Origin of the sequence: Pseudomonas sp. MRSN 12121, assembly GCF_000931465.1 — a bacterium.
Taxonomy (GTDB): domain Bacteria; phylum Pseudomonadota; class Gammaproteobacteria; order Pseudomonadales; family Pseudomonadaceae; genus Aquipseudomonas.
The window spans coordinates 5,264,930-5,286,630 of the sequence record NZ_CP010892.1; the positions used below are offsets into that span (position 1 = coordinate 5,264,930).

Consider the following 21,701-nt stretch of genomic DNA (forward strand, 5'->3'; position numbering starts at 1 on the left):
ACGATAACGCGGTGAGTCAGCCAGACCGCGGTGCCTTTATCGCGGGCAAGCCTCGCTCCTACAGCGGGCAGACACAAAAAAACCGCATCGCTGCGGTTTTTTTGTGGGCGGCGTAACGGGGCGTCAGACCACCAGCGACAGCAGCAGGATAAAGATCAGGCCCACCACCGAGAGGATGGTTTCCATCGCGGTCCAGGTCTTGAAGGTTTCCGCCACAGTCATGTTGAAGTACTGCTTGACCAGCCAGAACCCGGCGTCGTTGACGTGGGACAGGATCAAGGAACCGGCGCCGGTGGCCAGCACCAGCAGCTCGCGGTTGACCCCGGGGATCATTCCGACCACCGGCACCACGATGCCCGCGCCGGTGATGGTCGCCACGGTCGCCGAACCGGTGGCGATACGAATCACCGCCGCCACCAGCCAGGCCAGGAGGATCGGCGAGATCTGCGCGTTGACCGCCATGTGGCCGATCACGTCACCCACGCCGCTGGTCACCAGCATCTGCTTGAAGCCACCGCCGGCACCGATGATCAGGATGATCGCCGCGGTCGGCGCCAGGCTGGCGTCGAGCAGCTTGAGGATCTGCTTGGAACCGATGCCCTGGCGCGAACCGAAGGTGTAGAGCGACAGCAGCAGGGCCAGCAGCAAGGCACTGATCGGGTGGCCGATCATGTCCATCCAGATGCGGAAGAAGTGCCCGTCCGGGAAGGCCACGTCGGCGAAGGTCTTGAGCAGCATCAGGAACACCGGCAGCAGCACGGTGAGCAGGGTCACGCTGAAGCTCGGCAGGTTCTGCGAGGTGTTCTCGCGCGCCAGCTGGTCCACCAGTTCCTGGTTCGGATGCCCCGGGATGTGCTTGGCGATGAAGGTGCCGTAGATCGGGCCGGCGATGATGGCGGTCGGCAGGGCGACGATCAGGCCGTAGAGAATGGTCTTGCCGATGTCGGCGCCGAACACGCCGATCGCCAGCAGCGGGCCCGGGTGCGGCGGCACCAGGCCGTGCACCGCGGACAGGCCGGCCAGCAGCGGGATGCCGATCTTGATGATCGATACGCCGGTGCGCCGGGCGACGATGAACACCAGCGGGATCAGCAGCACGAAGCCGATTTCGAAGAACAGCGGGATGCCCACCAGGAATGCGGCGAACATCATCGCCCACTGCACCCGCTCCTTGCCGAACGAGCGGATCAGGGTCTGGGCGATCTGATCCGCGCCGCCGGACTCGGCCATCATTTTGCCGAGCATGGTACCCAGCGCCAGGATGATGCCGACGAAACCGAGCACGCCACCGAAGCCGTCCTGAAACGCCTTGATGATCTTGTCCACCGGCATCCCCGAGGTCAGGCCGAGGAAACCCGCGGCGATGGTCAGGGCGATGAAGGGATGCAGCTTGAACCGGGTGATCAAGACGATCAGACCGATGATGGTGACCACTGCGTCTAGCAGCAGAAAGGTCTCTTGGGACATGCCAAACATGGGGGTTGCCTCCGGTTTGTTGTTTTTATTCGCATTAAAAACGTGAGCCGAGTGGGATAGCGCTATCTAGGGAAGCCAGGCTTAGCGGGACGGATCCAGGCCATGCTCCAGCCACCAGCCGTGGGCCTGTTCGGCCAGCCGGTCAACGCTGTGGATGGTGGCGTCCAATGCCAGGGTCAGGGGTTCGCCCACGGGAGATTCGAGGGTCGCGAACTGACTGTCGATCAGGGTCGAAGGCATGAAATGCCCCGGCCGGTGGGCCACGCGTTCGGCGGCCACCTGGGGTGTCAATTGCAGGAAGACGAAGCCCAGCCCCGGGCTGGCGCTGCGCAGGCGGTCGCGGTACTTGCGCTTGAGCGCCGAGCAGGTCAGCACCGGACGCTGGCCGGCGGCCAGGGCGCGGCGCAACTCGTCGCACAGGCTGTCGAGCCAGCCGGCACGGTCGTCGTCGTCCAGGGGAATACCGGCACTCATCTTGGCGATATTGGCGGCAGGGTGGAACGTATCGCCTTCAATGGCCGTGGCGCCGCTGCGTCGGCACAGCGCTTCGCTCACGCTGGACTTGCCGCAGCCGGCAACGCCCATGATGACCAGGGCGGTGATGGGTTGACTCATGTAACACCTCAGCGCGCAGACAGCGCTACCTTCGCTCTTGGAAATGCTAGTGCAAAAATAGTTTCTGCCGACGCCTTCTTGTCATTTTTGTGGGTTGCCGCGTATATAGGCCGCGAAACCAAAGAGTGCGGGTCAGGCCGACCGCGCTCACGCATTGCAGCTGTTTCGAGACAGCGCTACCTTAGTGACTTGAATTTTGTTTGGCAAGCCGTCTGATGACCTCCTCCAAGAACGATAAAAATACCCGTACCACCGGGCGCCCTACCCTCAACGAAGTCGCGCGCCTGGCCGGCGTCAGCCCGATCACCGCATCGCGGGCCCTGCGCGGCATCGACACGGTGGCCAAGGAGCTGGTGGAAAAGGTGCAGAAGGCCGCCCGCGAGCTCAACTATGTAGTCAACCCCGCCGCCCGCGCGCTGGCTTCGGCCCAGAGCCATTCGGTGGTGGTGCTGGTGCCGTCGCTGTCCAACCTGCTGTTCATCGAAACCCTGGAAGCCATCCATCAGGTGCTGCGCCCCAAGGGGTTCGAAGTGCTGATCGGCAACTACCACTACTCCCCCGACGAAGAAGAAAACCTGCTGCGCAACTACATGGCCTACCAGCCACGCGGCCTGTTGCTGACCGGTTTCGATCGGACCGAAAGCGCCCGGCGGATGGTCGAGGGCAGCAATGTGCCTTGCGTCTACATGATGGACCTCAACCCCGACGCCGGCCTGAACTGCGTGGGCTTCTCCCAGCACAACGCCGGCGAGACCGCCGCCGAGCACCTGATCTCCCGCGGGCGCAAGCGCCTGGCCTACATCGGCGCCCAGCTCGACCAGCGCACCCTGATGCGCGGCGAAGGTTTCCGCCGCGGCCTGGAAAAAGCCGGCCTCTACGACCCGGTCCTGGAGATCCTCACCCCGCGCCCGTCGTCGGTAGGCCTGGGTGGCGAGCTGTTCCTGCAACTGCTGCACAGCCACCCGGACGTCGACGCGATCTTCTTCGGCAACGACGACCTGGCCCACGGCGCCCTGCTCGAAGCCATGCGCTGCGGCATCAAGGTCCCCGAACAAGTGGCGGTGATGGGTTTCAACGACCTGCCCGCCTCGGCGCACATGGTGCCGCGCCTGAGCAGCATCAGCACCCCGCGCGAAGCCATCGGCCGCCGCGCCGCCGAGCAACTGCTGACCCTGATGGCCGGCAACACCGTGGCCCGGCCCCAGGTGGACATGGGCTTCGAATTGAAGGTGCGCGAAAGCACCTGAGCCCCGCTCAGGAACGCAGGCTCAAGGCCCCGAGCAGCACGCCGAAGCCCACCAGCAGCACGCCGAACAATTGATCGATACGCCGTTTGCAAGCCAGCAGCCGGCCGCGAATGCCCGGCGCCGAGAAGAACAGCGCCACCGCCACGAACCACACCACATGGGCCAGGACAATGATTGCGCCGTAGCCCAGCTGCACGACTGGCGCGGTGCCTGGCTGCATCACCTGCATGAACAGGCTGACCACGAAAATCATGGTCTTGGGGTTCAGCGCATTGGTCAAAAAGCCGGTGCGCAACGCCTGCCATGCCGAGACTCGCGGCGCATCCAGCCTACCTTGCCCTTCCTCGGTCGGGCGCGCGCGCAACATCTGGATCCCGAGATACACCAGGTACAGCGCCCCGGCGACTTTCAGCACGCTGAACAACAGCAGTGATTCCTTGATCAGCAAGCCGACGCCGAACAGCGTGTAGCCGATATGCAGCATCACCCCCAGCCCGATACCCAGCGCCGTGTACACCCCATGCCGACGCGACAGCACCAGGCTGTTGCGGGTGACCATGGCGAAATCCGCCCCCGGGCTGAGCACCGCCAGGACAGTGATGGTGATTACGACTAACAATTCGGTCATTTTCAAACGCCTGCGCTATAGAATCCGGCCCATACTTTATGGGAGCCGACAGCCACAGGGCGAACGATGAAAACTGACACCTTCGGTGAGAAAAAATCACAGAGCAATACGCGTCAGCTGCCTCCCCTCAGCGCCCTGCGCTGCTTCGAGGCCGCCGCGCGCCTGGAGAGCTTCACCCGCGCCGGCGAGGCCCTGCACCTGACCCACGGCGCCATCAGCCGCGCGGTGCGGGCCCTGGAAGAAAACCTCGGTACGTCACTGTTCGAGCGGCGCAGCCATCGGGTATTTCTCACCGAAGCCGGGCATGACCTGCTACGCAGCGTGGAGAGTGCGTTTGACCTGATCGAAGCCACCGCGCGCAAATTGCGCACGCCCGACAAGCCCGCGACGCTGGTGCTGTCCTGCGAACCGACCCTGTTGATGCGCTGGCTGATCCCGCGGATGCCGGCGTTCTTTGCCGCTCATCCGGATATCCCCCTGCAACTGGTGGCCGGCGGCGGGCCCTTCACTTTCGCGCAGGGCATCGACCTGGCGATCCGTCGCAACGACTTCCCCTGGCAACGACACACCCACGCGCAGTGGCTGTTCGATGAAGCCATAGGTCCGGTCTGCCGCCCCGAACAGGCGGCCCTCTGGACCCGCGACGAAACCGGCCACAGCCAACTGTCGAACGCGGCCCCCCGCCTGCACAGCGCGACCCGGGCGCAAGCCTGGGACCAGTGGCTGAATCTCAAGGGCATGGTGCAGCCGCCGGGCAAGAAGCAGGTCTTCGAACATTTCTACTTCAGCCTGCAAGCGGCTGTGGCTGGCTTGGGGCTGGCCATCGCGCCCTGGCAACTGGTGCGCGACGACCTGGAATCGGGCCTGCTCGTCGCGCCTTTCGGTTTTATCGCCGACGGCAGCGCCTATTACCTGCTGTCGCCCGAGGCCATCGACGCGGATTCGCCCCTCGCCCGTTTGCTGGAGTGGTTGCGCGACCAGGCGTTGCCGCCAGGCAGCGCGCCACCCGACGCTGCCCGCCCAGCCCCCTGAATCCGCAGGCTCAGGCTCGAACCTGCAGCAGCGCCGGGTCCTGCCCACCCAACAACTGCACCAGGGCCTGGGCGGCCTTTTGCAGCGGCTGGTTTTTCAGCCATACCGCGTGCACCGGCAGCAGCAGGCCGTTGTCGATGTTCTTGAAGGTCAGGCGCTTGAGCCGTCCGGCGTCGAGCAGCGGGGTGATCACCGACAGCGGGAAGTTGCCCCAGCCGATGCCGGCCTCGACCATGTCCAGGGCCATGGCCAGGCTGTCGGTGCGCCAGTAGGACTCGGCGATCAGCGGCCGGGTATCGCGGATCGGCAGGTCGCGGCTGGCGACCACCACCTGGCGCACATTGACCAGTTCCTCCAGATAGAGCGTGGCGTCCGGCGCCATGGGCAGCGGATGGCGCGCGGAAATGCAGGCGATCATCCGCTCGCTGCCCACGTACTGGAAATACTCCAGGACGTTCAGGCTGACCCCGGCAAACGCCACGCCGACCGCGATCCGCCCGCTGTGCAGCAGTTGCAGGACATCGTCCTGGGGCGCGCTAAGCACTTCGATGTCGAGCAAGGGATGGCGCTCGGCGATCAGCTTGATCGCCGCCAGCACCTGCGACTTGTCGATGTCCTCGACCACGCCGATGGACAACCGGCTCTCCAGGCCCAGGGACAACTCCACCGCGTGCACCTGCAAGTGCTTGAGCTGCTCGGCGATCAGCCGCGCGTGGGGCGCCAGGGCGTTGGCCATGGCAGTGGGCACCGGCTCGCGGTGGCTACGGTCGAACAAGGGGTAACCCAGCTCGGCCTCGAGGTTGGCGATGCCCATGCTGACCGCCGACGGCACCTTGCCCAGGGCCCGGGCCGCCGCGGAAAACGAACCGCGCTCGAGCACGGCGAGAAACAACTGGATGCTGTCGCTGGAGAAATTCACACGCCCTACCTATCAATAATCCTGAAAGCTTCTGACTTTTTCTGTCAGGACTATTGAAGCTATCTTGCGCCGCCTTCGCCAGTCCTTCCTGCAACAGGAACGGCTCGCCCCCCTGAACACCGAGGAAAAAGCATGCAAGGCATCAAGCGCAAACTGGTCTATGTGTCACTGTTCGAGGTCTTCGGCATGACCTTCTCGGCCCTGGGCCTGGCCCTGCTCTCCGGCACGTCGCCCACCAGCACCGGACCGCTGGCGGTGGTGATCACCAGCATCGCGGTGACCTGGAACTTCATCTACACCAGCCTGTTCGAGCGCTGGGAAAGCCGCCAGGTCTCGCGGACCCGCACGGTCAAGCGGCGGATCGCCCACGCCGTGGGGTTCCAACTGACGCTGATCCTGTTCCTGATCCCGCTGATCGCCTGGTGGATGCACATCAGCCTGGTGCAGGCCTTCCTGCTGGACCTGGCGCTGATCCTGTTCATTCCCTGCTACACCTTCGCGTTCAACTGGCTGTTCGACCGGGTCTTCGGCCTGCCGGCATCGGCGCTGCCGGACCCGGCCTGAGCCCGCTGGCCGCAAATCGCCGTCGCCGCGAACCGGCGACACTGCTAAATTCCCTGGGCCTTCTCCAACCGCCAAGGAACGCCCATGGGAACCCTGAGAATTCTCGGTAGAGCCTCATCGATCAACGTCAGAAAAGTGCTGTGGACCTGCGAGGAACTGGGCCTGCCCTACGAACGCGAGGATTGGGGCAACGGCTTCCGCTCGACCCATAGCCCCGAGTTTCTCCAGCTCAACCCCAACGCCCAGGTGCCGGTGCTGATCGACGACGCCGGCGTGCTCTGGGAGTCCAACAGCATCTGCCGCTACCTGACCAGCAAGGTGCCCGGGCAGGCGCTGCTGCCCGACGCCCCGCGAGCCCGGGCGCTGGTGGAGCAATGGATGGACTGGCAGGCCACGGAGCTCAACCCCTCCTGGGGGTATGCCTTCCATGCCCTGGTACGGCGCAACCCGGACTACCAGGACCCGCAGCGGATCGCCGCCGGCGTGCGCGGCTGGAACGACAAGATGGCCCTGCTCGAACAGCAGCTGGCGCACACCGGCGCCTATGTGCTCGGCGATCGATTCACCCTGGCCGACATCGTCCTCGGCCTGTCGGTGCATCGCTGGGCGGCGGCGCCGCTGGAGCATCCGCACTATCCCGCCGTGGCCGCCTATTACGAGCGCCTCAGCCAGCGCCCGGGGTTCTTGCTGCATGGACGTAACGGCGAGCCTTGAGCCTTCTGTATCTTCTGTAGGAGCGAGGCTTGCCCGCGAAGGCGTCCGTCATCGCAACACCGATTCGGGTAGCCGAATTGGATGGTGCCTGTCAGGGCTCTATCGCGGGTAAGCCTCGCTCCTACGGAAGTGATGTGGTCTTGGCGGGTACGGCGGCACGAATCGGCAAAATGTAACGAAATACGACAATAAATCGGCGTGTATCCCGCCTTCCGGGCCTGCATTCACAATCATTGATTTCCGTTAGCCCGCTAAGATTCCTGGTCATCGCCACCTGGAATCCCGCGCATGTCTTCCCTCGCCTCTTCTGTCCCTGCCGGCGGCCGCGACCCGGTCCGCGCCGCCAGCATCAGCGCCCGCATCGATCGCCTGCCCGCCGTCGCCACGGTCTGGCGCCTGGTGGCGCTGCTGTCCATCGGCGGTTTCTTCGAGCTTTACGATCTGTTCCAGACCGCCTACATCAGCCCCGGCCTGATCCGCGACGGGATCTTCGCCACCGGCAGCGGCGGCGTGTTCGGTTTTTCCGACCAGGCCGCCTTCGCTTCGGCGACCTTTCTCGGGCTGTTCCTCGGCGCCAGCCTGCTGAGCCCGATCGCCGACCGCTTCGGGCGCCGGGCCATCTTCACCTTCGCCCTGGTCTGGTACACCGTGGCCACGGTCCTGATGGGTATCCAGACCTCGGCCCTGGGGGTCATCGGCATGCGCCTGCTGGTGGGCATCGGCCTGGGCATCGAACTGGTGACCATCGACGCCTATCTCTCGGAACTGGTGCCCAAGCACCTGCGCAGCTCGGCCTTCGCCTTTGCCTTTTTCGTGCAGTTCCTGTCGGTGCCGGCGGTGGCGCTGATGTCCTGGTGGCTGGTGCCGCAGGACCCGTTCGGCATCGCCGGCTGGCGCTGGGTGGTGCTGGCCAGCGCGGTGTTCGCGCTGTTTATCTGGTGGCTGCGTTCACGCTTGCCGGAGTCCCCGCGCTGGCTGGCCCAGCACGGGCGCTTCGAGGAGGCCGAGCGGATCCTGGACGGCATCGAGGCGCGCTGCGTCCGCGACCAGGGCCGGCCGCTGGACAGCCCGCAGCCCGAACCGGTGGACGTGCAGGGCACGGGGCGTTTCGCCGATATCTGGCAACCGCCCTATCGGCGCCGGGCGCTGATGCTGATCGTGTTCCATGTGTTCCAGGCCATCGGCTTCTTCGGTTTCGGCAACTGGCTGCCGGCGCTGCTCTCGGGCCAGGGGGTGAGCGTCACCCACAGCCTGATGTACGCCTTTATCATCACCCTCGCCTATCCGCTGGGGCCGCTGCTGTTCGTCAAGTTCGCCAATCGCTTCGAGAACAAGTGGCAGATTGTCGGCTCGGCGCTCGGGGCGATGACCTTCGGCACCCTGTTCGCCTGGCAGAGCACGGCCCTGGGGCTGATCGTCTGCGGGGTGCTGATCACCTTCTGCAACGCATGGCTGAGCTTCAGCTACCACGCCTACCAGAGCGAACTGTTCCCCACCGCGATCCGCGCCCGGGCCGTGGGCTTCTGCTATTCGTTCAGCCGCCTGTCGACGGTGTTCAGTAGCCTGCTGATCGGCTTCTTCCTCGACCACTTCGGCACGCCCGGGGTCCTGGCGTTCATTGTCAGCAGCATGCTGATCGTGATGTTCACCATCGGCCGTTTCGGCCCGCGCACCCGCAACCTGGCCCTGGAAAACATCGCCCAGCGCTGAGCGGTCGCCGCTGGCCGCAAGCGGCAAGGCCTGTCCGCCGCCTGCCGCTGGCTGCCCCCCGGCGCTGGCGCCAGGCCCCGGCGCAGAGGGCTGCCGGGCGCCGGCACGCAAATTGCTGCAATAGGCGCGATAGCCCTTACACACAGGTACCCAATCATGTTGGTCAGTGCCCACGCCACCTCGGCGATCCAGCCTTCCCAGCGGTCCGACCTGGACCCGACCACCGCTGCCGCCAGCGCGCTGTACAGCGGCCTGATGCAGAACGTGCAGAACGCCGCGACCTTCCAGGCGTCCCAGGCCGTGCAGCAGGCCAGCAACACCGTCAACGACAATGTCGCGGCGGCCTTCGCCAAGACCCGCGTGCTGTTGCAAGCCACCCCGCCGGCCAGCGGCACCGCGCAGACCAACAGCGCCACCCAGGGTTCGGCGGTGGACGAGTTCAAGGACTACATGAGCAAGTCTCCCGAACAGCGGATGCGCGACCAGATCCTCAACGAAATGGGGATTACCGAGGAAGACCTGAAAAACATGCCGCCGGAGAAACAACAGGCCGTGGCTCAGGAAATAGCCCAACGGGTCCAGGACAAGCTGAAACTGGCGCAGGTCGAGAAAGACCACAGCGGCGTCGCTACCCAGGTCGCCGACAAGTTCCTCGCCTCGTTGTAAGCCACGCAACACGCAACAACCGCTCAGCGCACAAGGGCTCCCCATGGGGAGCCCTTGTGCATTTCGCCACGCCGCATCGCCCGGACTCAGCCCGCATCCAGCATCTCGAGCAAGGCACGCAACGCCGGCGATGGCGCGCTGCCCTCGGCCGGCACCAGGGCGAAACTGCGCGGGATCGGCACGCTCAGCGGCAACACGCACAGGCCGTGGCGTTGCTCCGGCAAGGTCAGCTGCGGCACCAGGGTCACCCCCACCTGCTCGCGCACCAGGGTGAAGGCGCTGCTCCACTCCCGCACCTCGACCCGTACATCCGCCAGCGCCAGGCCGGCCTCCGCCGCCAGGCTCCGGGCGTTGGTCGAGCAACCGCCGGTGGCCAGCACGAAGGGCTCGCGCACCAGTTCCTGCAAGTCCACGCCCTGCTCCTGGCCACGCCGCGCCAGGGCATGCCCGGCCGGCAGCACCGCCACCCAGGTGTCGCGCCCCAACAGGCCGGCGCTACGCTGGGGCGCCGGATTGAGCACCACGCCGGCATCGACCAGCCGGGCGTCGAGCAAGGCCTCGACTTCATCGTCGCTGACCTCCAGCGCCACCACCTGGATACCCGGGTACAACTGCTTGAAACGCCGCAACAGCGGCGGCAGGAAGGTCGCCAGCACCATGGGAAAACTGGCCAGGCGGATCGTGCCCCGCAGCAGGTCCCGACTGGCGTCCGCGGTCTCGCGGATGGTCTGCAACGCCGCGAGCATCAGCCGCGCCTGCTCGATCACCTGCTCGCCGACGGCGGTGGGCAGGGCCTGGCGATTCTCGCGCACGAACAGCTGCACGCCGAGGTTGTCCTCGAGCTGCGCCAGGGCCTGGCTGGCGCCGGACTGGGTCATGCCGACCCGCTCGGCGGCGCGGGTGATGGTACCGGTATCCGCCACGGCCACCAGCATGCGCCAGTGCATCAGGTTCATCATGGCAGTAGCTGTCCTTATGGATAGTTCTTGAAAGAGTAATTTTACTGAGGGCAACGCGCACTATGACACTGGTCTCCCCTTTCCGGAGAGTCCTCGATGAACCTGTATTTTTCGCCCGATGCCTGCTCGCTGGCCCCGCATATCGTCCTGCGTGAACTGGCGCTGCCGTTCCGCCTGGTGCGGGTCGACAACCGCCGCAAGCTCACCGCCGACGGCGCCGACTTCCTGGCAATCAATCCCAAGGGTTACGTGGCGGCGCTGGAGCTGGACGACGGCCAGGTGCTGACCGAGGGCCCGGCGATCCTGCAATACCTGGCCGACCTCGAGCCCCGCGCGGGCCTGGCGCCGGCCAACGGCAGCTGGCCGCGGGTGCGCCTGCAGGAGATGCTCAATTTCGTCTCCAGCGAGATCCATGGCGGCCTCGGCTGGCTGTTCAACGACGAGTTTCCCGAAGCGACCCTGGCCCTGATCCGGCAGAAGCTGTTCAAGCGCCTGGGGCTGTTGAACCGTACCCTGGAACGGCAGGACTACCTCTTAGGCGCAACCTTCAGCGTCGCCGACGCCTACCTGTTCACCGTACTGCGCTGGACCACCGGCTTCGCCATCGACCTGGCGCAATGGCCCGCGCTGGCCCGCTTCCAGGCACGTATCGCACAGCGCCAAGCCGTACAGGCGGCCCTGGCGGCCGAGGCAGCCTCGTCCTAGCGACCGGCTTGCCCGCGATCGCAATCGCCCTGACACACCGCATCGCCGGCAAGCCGGGCTCCTACGAAAAGCCGCCCCCCCCCAACCGTAGGAGCGAGGCTTGCCCGCGATGGCGATCACCCTGGCACACCGCGGTGCCCGCATCGCCGGCAAGCCGGCTCCTACGAAAAGCCGACCCACCCCGGCTGTAGGAGCGAGGCTTGCCCGCGATCGCGATCGCCCTGGCGCACCGCGGCGCCTGTATCGCCGGCAAGCCGGGCTCCTACGAAAAGCTGGGCCGCACCGACCGTAGGAGCGAGGCTTGCCCGCGAGGGCCGTCGCCCCTTCACTCCAACCCGCCGCGTTCGATAAATTCGCTCAGCGCCAGCACATCCACCGAGCCCGGCCGGTCCTGGTCGAGGAAGGCCACCTGGCTGCGTACCGCGCGATGAATGCGCGCGCTGCCGCTGCCCAGTTGCAGGTCGCCGCGCAGGTCGATGGCCTGGGCGGCGACAATCAGCTCGATGCTCGCCAGCCAGCCCAGGCGCCGGACCAGTTGCCGGGTTTTCTCGATCACCGCCAGGGCCTGGCCGGCATAGTCCTCGACCCGGTCGGCGACCGGCACGCAGACCGCCGGCAGCGGATTGGCCAGGTGGCCGATCTCTGCCAGCAGCGCGGCGGCGGTCCGTTGCAGGGCTGCCATGCCGACCTGCCCGGAGCGCTCGCTGAGGAACCGAGGCAACTCGCTGGACGCCGGCGACAGCAGCTTGGCGATGCGCTCGGCGCAGCAGGCCGCCGCCCGGCTCAGGGCCAGCCCCAGGCTCTCCCCGGCGAGCGCCAGATGGGTGCTGTCGAAATTGGCGGTGGCCAGCACCTGCCGCTCCTCGTCGATCAGCGCCGGGTTGTCGGCGCCGCTGGCCAGTTCCACCTGCAGCTGTTCGCGCAGTTGCGCCCAGGCGTACCGCGCCGCGCCCTGGACCACGCCGGCACAACGAAAACTCAAGGGGTCTTGCAGGCGCCGCGCGCCGCCGGGCTGCTGCAACGAGCTGCCGTCGAGCAACGCCAGCAGCGCCGCCGATTGCTCGGCCTGCCCCGGCGCCGGGCGCAGGCGCGAAGCCCAGGGCTGGAAGGGGCTGAGGTTGGCCCGATAGCCTTCGCACGCCAGCGCCAGCGCCGCCAACAGGCTGTCCAGCGCGCGGTCGGCCTCGGCCAGCAACAAGGCCCCCAGGCCGACGCTCGCGGCATTCGCCGAGACCAGCGCCAGGCCGTCCTTGTCCACCAGCCGCGCCGGTGGCAGGCCATTGCGCCGCAGGGCTTCCCGCGCCGGCATGCGCTCGTCGCGCCACTGCACCCAGCCTTCGCCGAGCAGGGCCAGGCTCAGGTGCGCCAGCGGCGCCAGGTCGCTTTCGCCCAGGGAGCCCAGCAACGGCACCTCGGGCTCGATCCCGGCATTGAGCAAGGCCAGCAGGCTGTCGGCGCTGGCCAGGGAAATCCCCGAACGGCCCTGGGCCAGCCCGGCCAGGCGCGCAGCCAGCATGGCCCGCAGCTCGGCCCGCGTGGCCAGGCGCCCAAGGCCCACGGCGCGGCCCAGGGGGATGCGCCGTTGCCGGTCGTCATCCGCCTGGCTGAGGTCGACGTCCACCGCAGCGCCCAGGCCGGTGGTCACGCCATAGATCGAATCGCCCGCGGCCATCCGCTCGCGCAACAACCGGTGGCCGGCGTCGATCCGTTGCCGGGCCGACGGGGTAAATTGCAGCCCCGCGTCTTCCCGGGCCACCCGCAGCAGGTCCGCCAGCGCCAGGCCCTCCGGGCCCAGGCCGATCATGCGAAACGCAGCCGCTGGCCGATGCCCAGGCGCCGGGCCTTCTGCAGCAGCGCATGGCCCAGGGCGATATCGCTGAGGCTCAGGCCGCGGTGCCAGAACAGGATGGTTTCCGTGGCGCTCTGCCGGCCGCTGCGCAGCCCGGCGACGATCTGCCCGAGCTCGGCGTGCAGGGTTCGCTCACTCAGCTTGCCGGCCTCGACATGCGCCCGCAGCGCACCGAAGAGCCCACCCTTGCACTGGCCCCAATCGTCCACCACCAGCTTGTCCATGATGTCGGTCAGCGACAGCTCCACCGCGCTCATGGTGCCGTAGGGCACGACAAAGGCCCCCGGCTCGATCCACTCGGTGCGCAGCAACGGTTCGGGCTGGTTCAGCCGCGACGCCTCGACCACGATGTCCGCGCCGCGCACCGCGCTCTCCCAATCGCGGGTCACGCTCACCGGCTTGCCGAGGTCGCGGCGCAGGCGTTCGGCAAAGGCCTCGCGGCTGTCTTCGCGGCGCGAGTGCACGCGGATCTCCTCGAAGTCGAACAGGTGGTCGAGCAAGCGCACGTTCCAGTACGCCGTGCCGCGCGCGCCGATATGCGCCAGCACCTTGCTGTCCGGACGGGCCAGGTATTTGGCGCCGATGGCGGTGATCGCGCCGGTGCGCATATCGGTGATCGCCGAGGCGTCGAGAATGGCCTGGGGCACGCCGGTGGCCGGGTCCAGCAGGTTGAGGATCGCCAGTTCCGAGGGCAGGCCCTGCTGGTAGTTGTCGACGAAATCGCCCACCACCTTGACCCCGGCGCGGCCGATGTCGCCACCCAGCACGCCGCGCAGCACGTTGAAATGGCCGTTGGCCTCACCCCCGGGAATCAGGTGGGTACGCGGCTCGATTACCGCCTCGCCGCGGCCCTGGAGCGCCAGGCCGGCCTCGACGGCGGCGAGGATTTCAGCGTTGTCGAGGGCCAGTTCGGCGATGTCCGGGCCATTGAGAAAGTCGATATAGATAGGTCGCATGGCAGTCACTCGCTCTTGAACACGGCTTGCTCGATCCGCACCGCCCTGGGGATCAGGCGATTGGCGAGGAACAGGTCGGCGGTGCGCTGCTGGCTGGCGACGACCCGGGCGTCGATGCCCTGCAAGGGCGCGCGCGAACGATGGCTGAAGTAGCTTTCCACCACCGCCCGTTGCAGGCCGAGAATCCGCGTCATGCTGTCGATGCTGGCGTCGCGCTGGTCGAAGGACAGTTGCTGGGCCGCGCCGAACGCCTTGAGGATCGACGCCACGGCGGCGCCGTGCTGGCGCAGGAAGGCGCCGCTGGCGACGTAGAAGCTGCCGCCGGAATCCAGGCCCTGGCCGTCGCTCAGCAGCCGGGCGCTGCCATCGAGCAGCGCAGCCGAGTAGTAAGGGTCCCAGATCACCCAGGCATCCAGCTTGCCTTGCTCGAACGCGGCGCGGGCATCGGCCGGCGACAGGTACAGCAGGTTCACGTCGGTGAGTTTCAGGCCGGCGCGCTGGGCGCTCTTGAGGAAGAAGTTGTGCGCGCTGGAGCCCTTGAGCAGCGCCACGCGCTTGCCCTTGAGGTCGGCCAGGCCCTGGGCCTGGCTGCCCTTGGGCACCAGGATCGCCTCGGTCTTGCCGTCGCTCGGCTCGACGCCGATGTATTGCAGGTCGATGCCCGCGGCCTGGGCGAAGATCGGCGGGATGTCGCCGATATTACCCACATCCACGCTGCCGCCGTTGAGCGCCTCGATCAGTTGCGGGCCGCCGGGAAATTCGATCCATTGCACCTGGGTGCCGGGCAGGGCCTTTTCCAGCAACTGGTGCTCACGGGCCAGGACCATGCTCACCGAGCTTTTCTGATAACCGATCCGCAATTGCCCAGGCTCCCCGGCCAGGGCCAGCGAAGCGCAGAGCGTAAGACACAGGGTGACGATAAAACCTTTGAACATGAATGACTCCCAAACCCATTGAAAAAACGCCTCCTGTAGGAGCGAGGCCTGCCCGCGATAGCGGTTTGTCTGGCACACCGCGGCGCCTGCATCGCCGGCAAGCCTGGCTCCTACAAAAGCAGAGCCACGCCAACTGTAGGAGCGAGGCTTGCCCGCGATAGCGATGGCCCTGACACAGCGCGTTGCCGGCCACTGGCGGGCGGGCTACAGGGCGGCGCGAACGCGGCCGGCGACGTCGCTCGGCACCCAGCCCTGCCAGACCTGCGGCTGCTCGCGCAGGAAGGCCTCGGCGACCTGGCGCGGTGGCTGGCGCGTCTCGCTCATCTGCCCCAGGGTGCGGTTCAGCAGGTCGATGGGCAGGTCGACCTTTTCAAAGAAACTCACCAGTTCCGGGTACTGCGCCTTGAACGGCGCCGACACGCCGATGGCCAGGTGCGCCGGCATCGAACGGGTGCCCCGCGGATGGGGGTTGCTGGCGTCGGCCAGGGTCTTCCAGGCCTCGGCATCGAAGGCCGGCTCGTCCAGCTTCACCAGCTTGAACTTGCCCAGCAGCGGCGTCGGCGACCAGTAGTAGAACAACACCGGTTTGCCGCGGCGGATCGACGAGCTGACCTCGGCGTCCAGGGCCGCACCGGAGCCGGTGCGGAAGTTCACGAAGCTGTCGCTCAGGCCATAGGCCTTGAGCTTCTGGCTGTTGACGATTTCCGAGGTCCAGCCGGTGGGACTGTTGAGGAAACGCCCGCGAGCGGGGTCTTCCGGATCGCGGAACACCTCCTTGTAGCGGGCCAGGTCGGCCACCGACTTCAGCTCCGGCGCCAGTGGTGCGATACCGCGCGCGGCATCGCCCTTGATCACGTATTCCGGCACCCACCAGCCTTCGGTGGCGCCCTTGACCGTGTCGCCCAGGCCGAACACCTTGCCCTCGGCTTCGGCCTTGACCCAGGCCGGGCTGCGTCCGGCCCATTCTTCGCCGATCACCTGGATATCGTTCTTGGCCAGTGCCGCTTCCAGGCTCACGGTGCTACCGGGCAGGGTCTCGGTCGGGTAGCCGTAGCCTTTCTCGACGATCAGCCGCAGCACCTCGGTGATCAGGCTGCCGCTTTCCCAGGTGATGTCGCCGAAGTGGATCGGCGCCGGCTTGTCCGCCGCCGGGGCCTGCTGGGCCAGCAGGCCGAGGGTCAGCAGCGAAGTGCCGAGCAGGTGTCTGATGATCTTCATGGTGAACCTCTTGCTTGGTGTGCGTGGCGCCCCGTGGCCGCCGGCAGCGGCCACGAGGGGCGGTTAAAAGTCGTAGGTGAGCTTGGTGTAGTAGAACGCCCCCTCCGGCGCCGCCGGCGACAGGTAGCTGTACTGCTGGCCCGGGGTCTGGCGCAGGCGGCTGTTGAAATCGTCGGGCTTGCTGTCGAACAGGTTGTTGGCGCCCACCGACAGCCGCAGTTGGCGGTTGAAGGCGTAGTTGACGTCCAGGTCGGTGATCCACTGCGCGGCGAACGTCTGGTCGTACTGCGCATTGGCCGCCGACGCCGCGTACTTGCGGTACTCGCCGTAGCGGGTTTGGGAGAGCGCGACGGTCCAGGGGCCGTAGCGATGGATCGCCCCCAGCACCAGCTTGTCCTCGGGATAGCCATGTTCGAGGAAGCCCTGGGCCTCGCGGGTCAGCACGTCGAAGCCGAACGGGTTGGAGTGGATCTTCTCGATGGTGGTCCGCGCCTTGGTGTAGCCCGCCGACAGGCTCAGGGCGCCGTAACGCTGCAGGTCGAGGTTGTACTTGCCGACGATGTCGACGCCGCGGGTGCGCGTGTCGGCGGCGTTGGTCATGAACTGCGCCCAGGTGTACTGGCCGAACCCGGCCTCGCTGAGAATCCGCTCGGCATCCGGCCCGGAAATGCCGCCGCTGTAGAGCAGGCGGTCGCGGATCGAGATCTGGTAGGCATCGATGGTCAACGAGGCCTGCTCGGTCGGCCGCAGCACCAGGCCCAGCGAGTAGTTGGTGGATTTTTCCGGTTTCAGCGGCTGCGCGCCCAGGGCCCGGGCCGCCGGGTGGTCGGCCGGGAGCATGCGGGTCAGCACCGGGTTGCCGTTGACATCGACGTTGGTGGTGGTGGTCCAGGACGTACCGATCTGCCCCAGGGTCGGCGCGCGATAGGCATTGTTGACCGTGGCCCGCAGGCCCACTTGCGGGGTGAAGTCATAACGCGCCGAGAGCTTGCCGGTGGTGGCCGAACCGAAGTCGGAGTAATGCTCGCTGCGCCCGGCCAGGCCGAGCTGGAACTGGTCGGTGACCTGGTTTTCCAGGCCGAAATACACCCCGCCGACATGCCGCTTGTAGGTCCCGGCATCGTCCGGCGTCAGGCCCGACGCCTGTACCGCGCCGACCTGCACGCCATCGATACCGCCAAAGGAATAGGAGGAATAATCGCCCTCCTCCAGCCGGTACTGCTCGTCGCGATAGGCCACCCCGGCGGAGACCGTGAGCGGATGGCTCGACCAGGCGACGTCCAGGTCCTTGGCGTAATCCAGGGTGAGGTTGGTCTGTTCGTTGACCAGCGTCGCCACGTCGAACTTGGTCGGGCTGTTGGCGCCGTAGCTCGGGTTGACCGTGTTGAAGGCCAGTTCGTCGTGCTTGTCGCGGCCGTAGGTGGCGCTCAGGTCGAAGCGGCCGATGCTCTCGTCCTCGTAGCGGCTACCCACCGTCAGCGCGCCGTCCTCATAGCGGTAGCGGTATTTGGGAATGGTGCCGTTGGGGTAGATCGCGGCGACGTTGTTGGGGTTGCTGGCCAGCAGCGGCGGCGTGTTGTTGACCGACTTGTCCTGGCCGAACGTGGCGAAACTGTAGAGCCGCCACTGGTCGTTGAGACCGATCTCGGCGTTGGCCGCCAGGTTGTATTTGTCGCGCCCGGCGCCGCCCCAGCGCGGGTCCTGCAACTGGCCGCCGGCCTCGTACTTGTCGCCGATGTCGGTGGGTTTGTTGTTCAGGCCGTTGAAGCTCAGCGTCAGGAAACCATCCCCCGGCAGGCCCAGGCCGTACCAGCCGTCGGCGCTCTTGCTGAAGCCGTCGCCCTGGGCGTACTGGCCCAGTTGCGTGTTGAGCTGGCCGCCGCTGTCACGCTCCTTGAGCACGATGTTGACCACCCCCGCCACCGCGTCGGAACCGTATTGCGCCGAGGCGCCGTCGCGCAGCACTTCGACATGGTCGATGGCGCTGATGGGGATCATGTCCAGGTCCACCGGCTGCGCGCCAATGAACGGCACGCCGCCGGAGATGTTGACTACCGCCGAGGTGTGCCGGCGCTTGCCATTGATCAGCACCAGGGTCTGGTCCGGCGACAGCCCGCGCAGGGAAGCGCCCTTGGGGTTCTGCCCGCGGGTGGCGCTCTGGTTCTGCGGAAAGTTGAACGAGGGCAGCAGCTGGAACAGCGCCTGGTTGAGGCTGGTGGCGCCGGTCTGCACCAGTTCCTGGCTGTTGATCACGTCCACCGGCGCTGCGCTGGTCAGGGCCGTGGCGTCGTTGCGCCGGGTGCCGATGGCGACCACCCGGTCGAGGGTCGGGGCCGCTGCGTCGCTGGCCTGGGCCGAGGCTTTGCTGGCGGGCGCGCTGGCCGCTGGCGCGCCTTCCTTGATGATGAACGCGCCATCCGGGCTGACCTGCAATTGCAGGCCGGTGCCGCGCAGGGCGGCCGCCACCGCTTGCTCGGCGGACAACGAACCATCGACCGTGGCCGACGAGTACTGGCCCAGTTGCGGGGTAAAGGAAATCACCTGGCCGCTTTGCCGGCTGATGCTCAAGAGCACCTCGTCCAGCGGACCGGGCGCCAGGTGGTACTGCTGGCGGGCGGCTTCCGCGCCCTGCGCCCCGGTGAAGAACACGGCGGCCAAGGGACCGATGGCCAGGGCCAGGCGCGAACGACGCCGCACTGTTGTGGATGTACGCAAAATGACTCTCCCCCGCAAAAGATCCGACATCAGGAATCCCATCTCGGGAATCCGGTGACGCTGCTCCCCGCAGCGTTTACCGGAGTGATGTGCAATAGCCGGGAGAAAACTTGCAGATCGTTTGGTTATGGCCTTAGAACCAGCGTGCCCAGCCGTCGTAGGAGCGAGGCTTGCCCGCGATGGCGGTGTGTCTGGCCCACCTCGTCGCCTGCATCGCCGGCAAGCCTGGCTCCTACGGAAAAGCGCTGCCGGACCGTCGTAGGAGCGAGGCTTGCCCGCGATGACGGTGTGTCTGGCCCACCGTGTTGGCTGCATCGCCGGCAAGCCTGGCTCCTACGGAGGTGGTGTGTGATCCGATGAGGTTCACGCGGCACTCAGGGTCACCCACAGCTCGGTGTGGCGGGTGATACGGATGGGCAGGGTGCGGGCCAGGCTGTCGAGGATCTGCTGCGGGTTGTCCAGGCGGAACAGGCCGCTGACCCGCAACCCGGCGATGGCCGGGTCCAGGCGCAAGACCCCGCGTCGATACGGCCGCAGCGCTTCGACCACCTCCGACAGCGGCGTGTCGCGCAGTTCCAGCAAGCCATCGACCCAGGCTGTGGCGCTGCTCCGGCTCGGGTGCACGGGGCCGAAATGGAAGGCGTCGTAGGCCACTTCGTGGCCGCCGAGCAATTGCAGGCGCTCACCGCCGTGCCCGGCGATGTCCAGCGGGCCGTCCAGCGCCGTGGCCTGGCCCTGGCCGTCACGCTCGCGCAACAGCAGGCGGCTGCCGCTGGCCTGGACCCGCACCTGGGCGGTCTGCAGAAAAAACGGGCGCGCCGGATCACGGGCCAGGCTTAACAGCATCTCGCCCTCCAGCAACTGCACGACCCGCCGCTGCGGATCGAAGTCGATGTTCGCCGCGCTCCGCGCATTCAGGCGCAGCTGGCTGCCGTCGGGCAGGGTCAGCGACTGGCGCTGGCCAGTGCCGGTGCGCAGGTCCGCGGTCAACTCGGCCATGGGCAAGCCATGCTGGCTGAGCAGCGCGCCGGCCCCCAGCATCACCCCGGCGCCGAGCAAGGCCCGTTGCAGCACTTTGCGCCGGCTGCCGGGGGCGTTCAGCGCGCGTTGCAACAGCTGGCCGTCGATGCCCTGGGCGATCGGCACCTGGAACACCCCCAGGCGGGTCTCCAGTTGCCGGCACAGTTGCTCGTGGCGCGGGTCTTCGCTGCGCCAACGCTGGTAGGCACGGTGCTCGGCCTCGCTGGCCTGCCCCGAATTCATCAGCACCCACCAACGGGTGGCGTCGTCGATCAGGCGTTGCGTGGGTTCCTGGCTCATTTCAGTCCAGGTCCAGGCGCAGGCAACGCTGGGCGACCCGGGTCATGTAGTCGCTGACCGAACGTTGCGAGATCCCCAGTTGCTCGGCGATCTGCGGGTAGGTCAGGCCGTTGACCTGGGACAGCAGGAAGGTCGCCTTGACCTTGGCCGGCAGGCCGTCGAGCAGGCGGTCGATGGCTTCCAGCGCCTCGAGCATCTGCGCCAGGTCCTGAGGCGACGGCGGCACGCTGTCGGCCTCGTGCTGCAAGGCATCGAGGTAGGCTCGCTCCAGGTCGCGCCGGCGCCACAGCTGGTACATCAGGCGTTGCGAAATGGTCGTCAGCAAGGCCCGCGGCTGGCGGATCGGCGCCCCCTCGGGCCTGCTCAGCAACTGGACGAAGGTGTCGGCGGCGATGTCTTCGGCGCTGGCGCCAGCCTCCGAAGAGGCGTGCAGGTGACTGCGCAGGCGGCCGCACAGCCAGTCGTAATGACTGCGGAACAAGCCGCCCACATAGTCGCTGTGAGTCGTGTCGGCGCCGGACATAGTGGCTCCAATGAAGAAGGTTGCGCGGTATGTCCGGTGTTCCGGTGCGGCGATCCTAGCAAGGGATTTTTATTCTTTAAAAATATTTAAATCGCATTTTTATATGCAATTTAGAAATTAAAGAAACGACACGAAAAATCAGCGCAGGTGGGCGTACCCCAGGTTTTGCGCCTCGCGCTGGTAGTCGAGCAGGACCTGGTAGTCCGCCTCGGCAGCCGGCAGCACTTCGCGCAGCCCGAGGGTTTCGGCCACGGCGGGGAGTACCGCCAGCGCGGCGTTCATCGCCGCGCGGATCCGTTCGACCTGTTCGTCTTCCAGGCCCGCGACGCCGATATAAGGCAGGGTCGGGCTGGTGGCGCTGCGCGCGATCACTCGCAGGCCGGCCACCTCCTCTTCGGCATGCCGGGCCAGGTAGGCGAAGGTCACGCTGTCGACGGCCGCCAGGTCGGCCTGCCTTTCGCGCAGCCAGCGCAGGCTTTGCCGATGGCTGCCGCTGATGCCGACACTGGCGAAAAACCGCCCGTCGCGTTGCAGCGGCGCGAGCCGTTGGCGCAGCAGATTCATGCCGCTGTTGGAGTCTTCGCCGTTGATCACCCCGCGACTGCCCCGCAGCGCGGACAAGGTCTGCCGCGGATCGCTGGCGCGTCCCAGCAGCAGGCTGCAATGCTGGCCAGCGCTGGCGTCCGGCAGCTCGTAACATGGCCGGCCAATAACGCTGACCTTGCCTCGCAGGGTCGTCATCAGCGGGTAGCCGCAGGTCTGGGTCAGCAGCAGGTCCGGCGCCAGCCACAGCTGCATCAGGTCCAGGCCGCTGGCGTCGAGCCGGCTCTGGCCGAGGCGTTGCAGGATCGCCGCCAGCCACTGTTCATTGGCCTGGCGCACCGGCTCGGGGGCGACGTACATCAAGAGTTCGGCATAACCGGCCGTCATGGTTCAGCGCTCTGCAAAGG

Annotated in this window: 20 protein-coding genes; 7 read left to right on the forward strand and 13 right to left on the reverse strand. The window is 66.8% G+C overall.

The window, feature by feature from the left end; genetic code table 11:
- Nucleotides 1–123: 123 nt before the first annotated feature.
- Entirely contained in the window at nucleotides 124–1,476 is a 1,353-nt protein-coding gene (locus TO66_RS23850; RefSeq protein ID WP_044464580.1) for a GntP family permease, read from the reverse strand.
- A gap of 81 nt (nucleotides 1,477–1,557) precedes the next feature.
- Nucleotides 1,558–2,091 carry a gluconokinase gene (locus TO66_RS23855; protein WP_044464581.1) on the reverse strand — a complete coding sequence of 178 codons (534 nt, stop codon included), beginning with the start codon at nucleotides 2,089–2,091 and terminating at the stop codon, nucleotides 1,558–1,560.
- A 215-nt stretch (nucleotides 2,092–2,306) separates the two neighbouring features.
- On the opposite strand from TO66_RS23855, the gene TO66_RS23860 reads away from it, so the two are divergent.
- Entirely contained in the window at nucleotides 2,307–3,338 is a 1,032-nt protein-coding gene (locus TO66_RS23860; protein WP_044464582.1) for a LacI family DNA-binding transcriptional regulator, read from the forward strand.
- A 7-nt stretch (nucleotides 3,339–3,345) separates the two neighbouring features.
- On the opposite strand, the gene TO66_RS23865 is transcribed toward TO66_RS23860, so the two are convergent.
- Nucleotides 3,346–3,966 (reverse strand): LysE family transporter, encoded by a 621-nt coding sequence (locus TO66_RS23865; protein ID WP_044464583.1) that lies wholly within the window; start codon nucleotides 3,964–3,966, stop codon nucleotides 3,346–3,348.
- Between the two features lie 66 nt (nucleotides 3,967–4,032).
- On the opposite strand from TO66_RS23865, the gene TO66_RS23870 reads away from it, so the two are divergent.
- Entirely contained in the window at nucleotides 4,033–4,998 is a 966-nt protein-coding gene (locus tag TO66_RS23870; RefSeq protein WP_044464584.1) for a LysR family transcriptional regulator, read from the forward strand.
- A gap of 10 nt (nucleotides 4,999–5,008) precedes the next feature.
- Here the strand turns inward: TO66_RS23870 and TO66_RS23875 are convergent, their stop codons facing one another.
- Nucleotides 5,009–5,917 (reverse strand): LysR family transcriptional regulator, encoded by a 909-nt coding sequence (locus TO66_RS23875; RefSeq protein WP_044464585.1) that lies wholly within the window; start codon nucleotides 5,915–5,917, stop codon nucleotides 5,009–5,011.
- Between the two features lie 132 nt (nucleotides 5,918–6,049).
- On the opposite strand from TO66_RS23875, the gene TO66_RS23880 reads away from it, so the two are divergent.
- The 4 genes from TO66_RS23880 to TO66_RS23895 all read left to right on the forward strand — a co-directional run bounded on the left by TO66_RS23880 (nucleotide 6,050) and on the right by TO66_RS23895 (nucleotide 9,571).
- On the forward strand, nucleotides 6,050–6,481 hold the full coding sequence (locus TO66_RS23880; RefSeq protein ID WP_044464586.1) for a PACE efflux transporter: 432 nt from the start codon (nucleotides 6,050–6,052) through the stop codon (nucleotides 6,479–6,481).
- Nucleotides 6,482–6,565: 84 nt separating this feature from the next.
- A complete protein-coding gene (locus tag TO66_RS23885; protein ID WP_044464587.1) occupies nucleotides 6,566–7,195 on the forward strand; it encodes a glutathione S-transferase family protein in 630 nt (209 codons plus the stop codon).
- 288 nt (nucleotides 7,196–7,483) lie between these two features.
- Complete coding sequence (locus TO66_RS23890; protein WP_044464588.1) at nucleotides 7,484–8,905, forward strand: MFS transporter; 1,422 nt, start codon at nucleotides 7,484–7,486, stop codon at nucleotides 8,903–8,905.
- 156 nt (nucleotides 8,906–9,061) lie between these two features.
- Nucleotides 9,062–9,571, forward strand: coding sequence for a hypothetical protein (locus TO66_RS23895; RefSeq protein ID WP_044464589.1), 510 nt, complete (start codon nucleotides 9,062–9,064; stop codon nucleotides 9,569–9,571).
- Nucleotides 9,572–9,657: 86 nt separating this feature from the next.
- Here the strand turns inward: TO66_RS23895 and TO66_RS23900 are convergent, their stop codons facing one another.
- Nucleotides 9,658–10,530, reverse strand: a complete 873-nt coding sequence (locus TO66_RS23900) for a LysR family transcriptional regulator (protein WP_044464590.1) — start codon at nucleotides 10,528–10,530, stop codon at nucleotides 9,658–9,660.
- Between the two features lie 96 nt (nucleotides 10,531–10,626).
- On the opposite strand from TO66_RS23900, the gene gstA reads away from it, so the two are divergent.
- Entirely contained in the window at nucleotides 10,627–11,235 is a 609-nt protein-coding gene (gene gstA / locus TO66_RS23905) for a glutathione transferase GstA (protein ID WP_044464591.1), read from the forward strand.
- Nucleotides 11,236–11,560: 325 nt separating this feature from the next.
- On the opposite strand, the gene hutH is transcribed toward gstA, so the two are convergent.
- From hutH to TO66_RS23945, 8 genes are all read right to left on the reverse strand, one after another.
- Nucleotides 11,561–13,039 (reverse strand): histidine ammonia-lyase, encoded by a 1,479-nt coding sequence (gene hutH, locus TO66_RS23910; protein ID WP_044464592.1) that lies wholly within the window; start codon nucleotides 13,037–13,039, stop codon nucleotides 11,561–11,563.
- Nucleotides 13,036–14,040: an ornithine cyclodeaminase family protein gene (locus tag TO66_RS23915; RefSeq protein ID WP_044464593.1), complete on the reverse strand. Its 1,005-nt coding sequence runs from the start codon at nucleotides 14,038–14,040 to the stop codon at nucleotides 13,036–13,038. Before TO66_RS23915 ends, hutH begins: the two co-directional genes overlap by 4 nt.
- Before the next feature lie 5 nt (nucleotides 14,041–14,045).
- Nucleotides 14,046–14,975 (reverse strand): aliphatic sulfonate ABC transporter substrate-binding protein, encoded by a 930-nt coding sequence (locus TO66_RS23920; RefSeq protein WP_052506153.1) that lies wholly within the window; start codon nucleotides 14,973–14,975, stop codon nucleotides 14,046–14,048.
- A gap of 204 nt (nucleotides 14,976–15,179) precedes the next feature.
- Nucleotides 15,180–16,193 carry an ABC transporter substrate-binding protein gene (locus tag TO66_RS23925; RefSeq protein WP_044464594.1) on the reverse strand — a complete coding sequence of 338 codons (1,014 nt, stop codon included), beginning with the start codon at nucleotides 16,191–16,193 and terminating at the stop codon, nucleotides 15,180–15,182.
- A 63-nt stretch (nucleotides 16,194–16,256) separates the two neighbouring features.
- Nucleotides 16,257–18,911: a TonB-dependent receptor gene (locus tag TO66_RS23930; protein WP_082061179.1), complete on the reverse strand. Its 2,655-nt coding sequence runs from the start codon at nucleotides 18,909–18,911 to the stop codon at nucleotides 16,257–16,259.
- A gap of 360 nt (nucleotides 18,912–19,271) precedes the next feature.
- Nucleotides 19,272–20,228, reverse strand: coding sequence for a FecR domain-containing protein (locus TO66_RS23935; RefSeq protein ID WP_044464595.1), 957 nt, complete (start codon nucleotides 20,226–20,228; stop codon nucleotides 19,272–19,274).
- Between the two features lies 1 nt (nucleotide 20,229).
- On the reverse strand, nucleotides 20,230–20,751 hold the full coding sequence (locus tag TO66_RS23940; RefSeq protein WP_044464596.1) for a sigma-70 family RNA polymerase sigma factor: 522 nt from the start codon (nucleotides 20,749–20,751) through the stop codon (nucleotides 20,230–20,232).
- A gap of 138 nt (nucleotides 20,752–20,889) precedes the next feature.
- Nucleotides 20,890–21,681, reverse strand: coding sequence for a phosphate/phosphite/phosphonate ABC transporter substrate-binding protein (locus tag TO66_RS23945; protein ID WP_044464597.1), 792 nt, complete (start codon nucleotides 21,679–21,681; stop codon nucleotides 20,890–20,892).
- Nucleotides 21,682–21,701 lie beyond the last annotated feature (20 nt).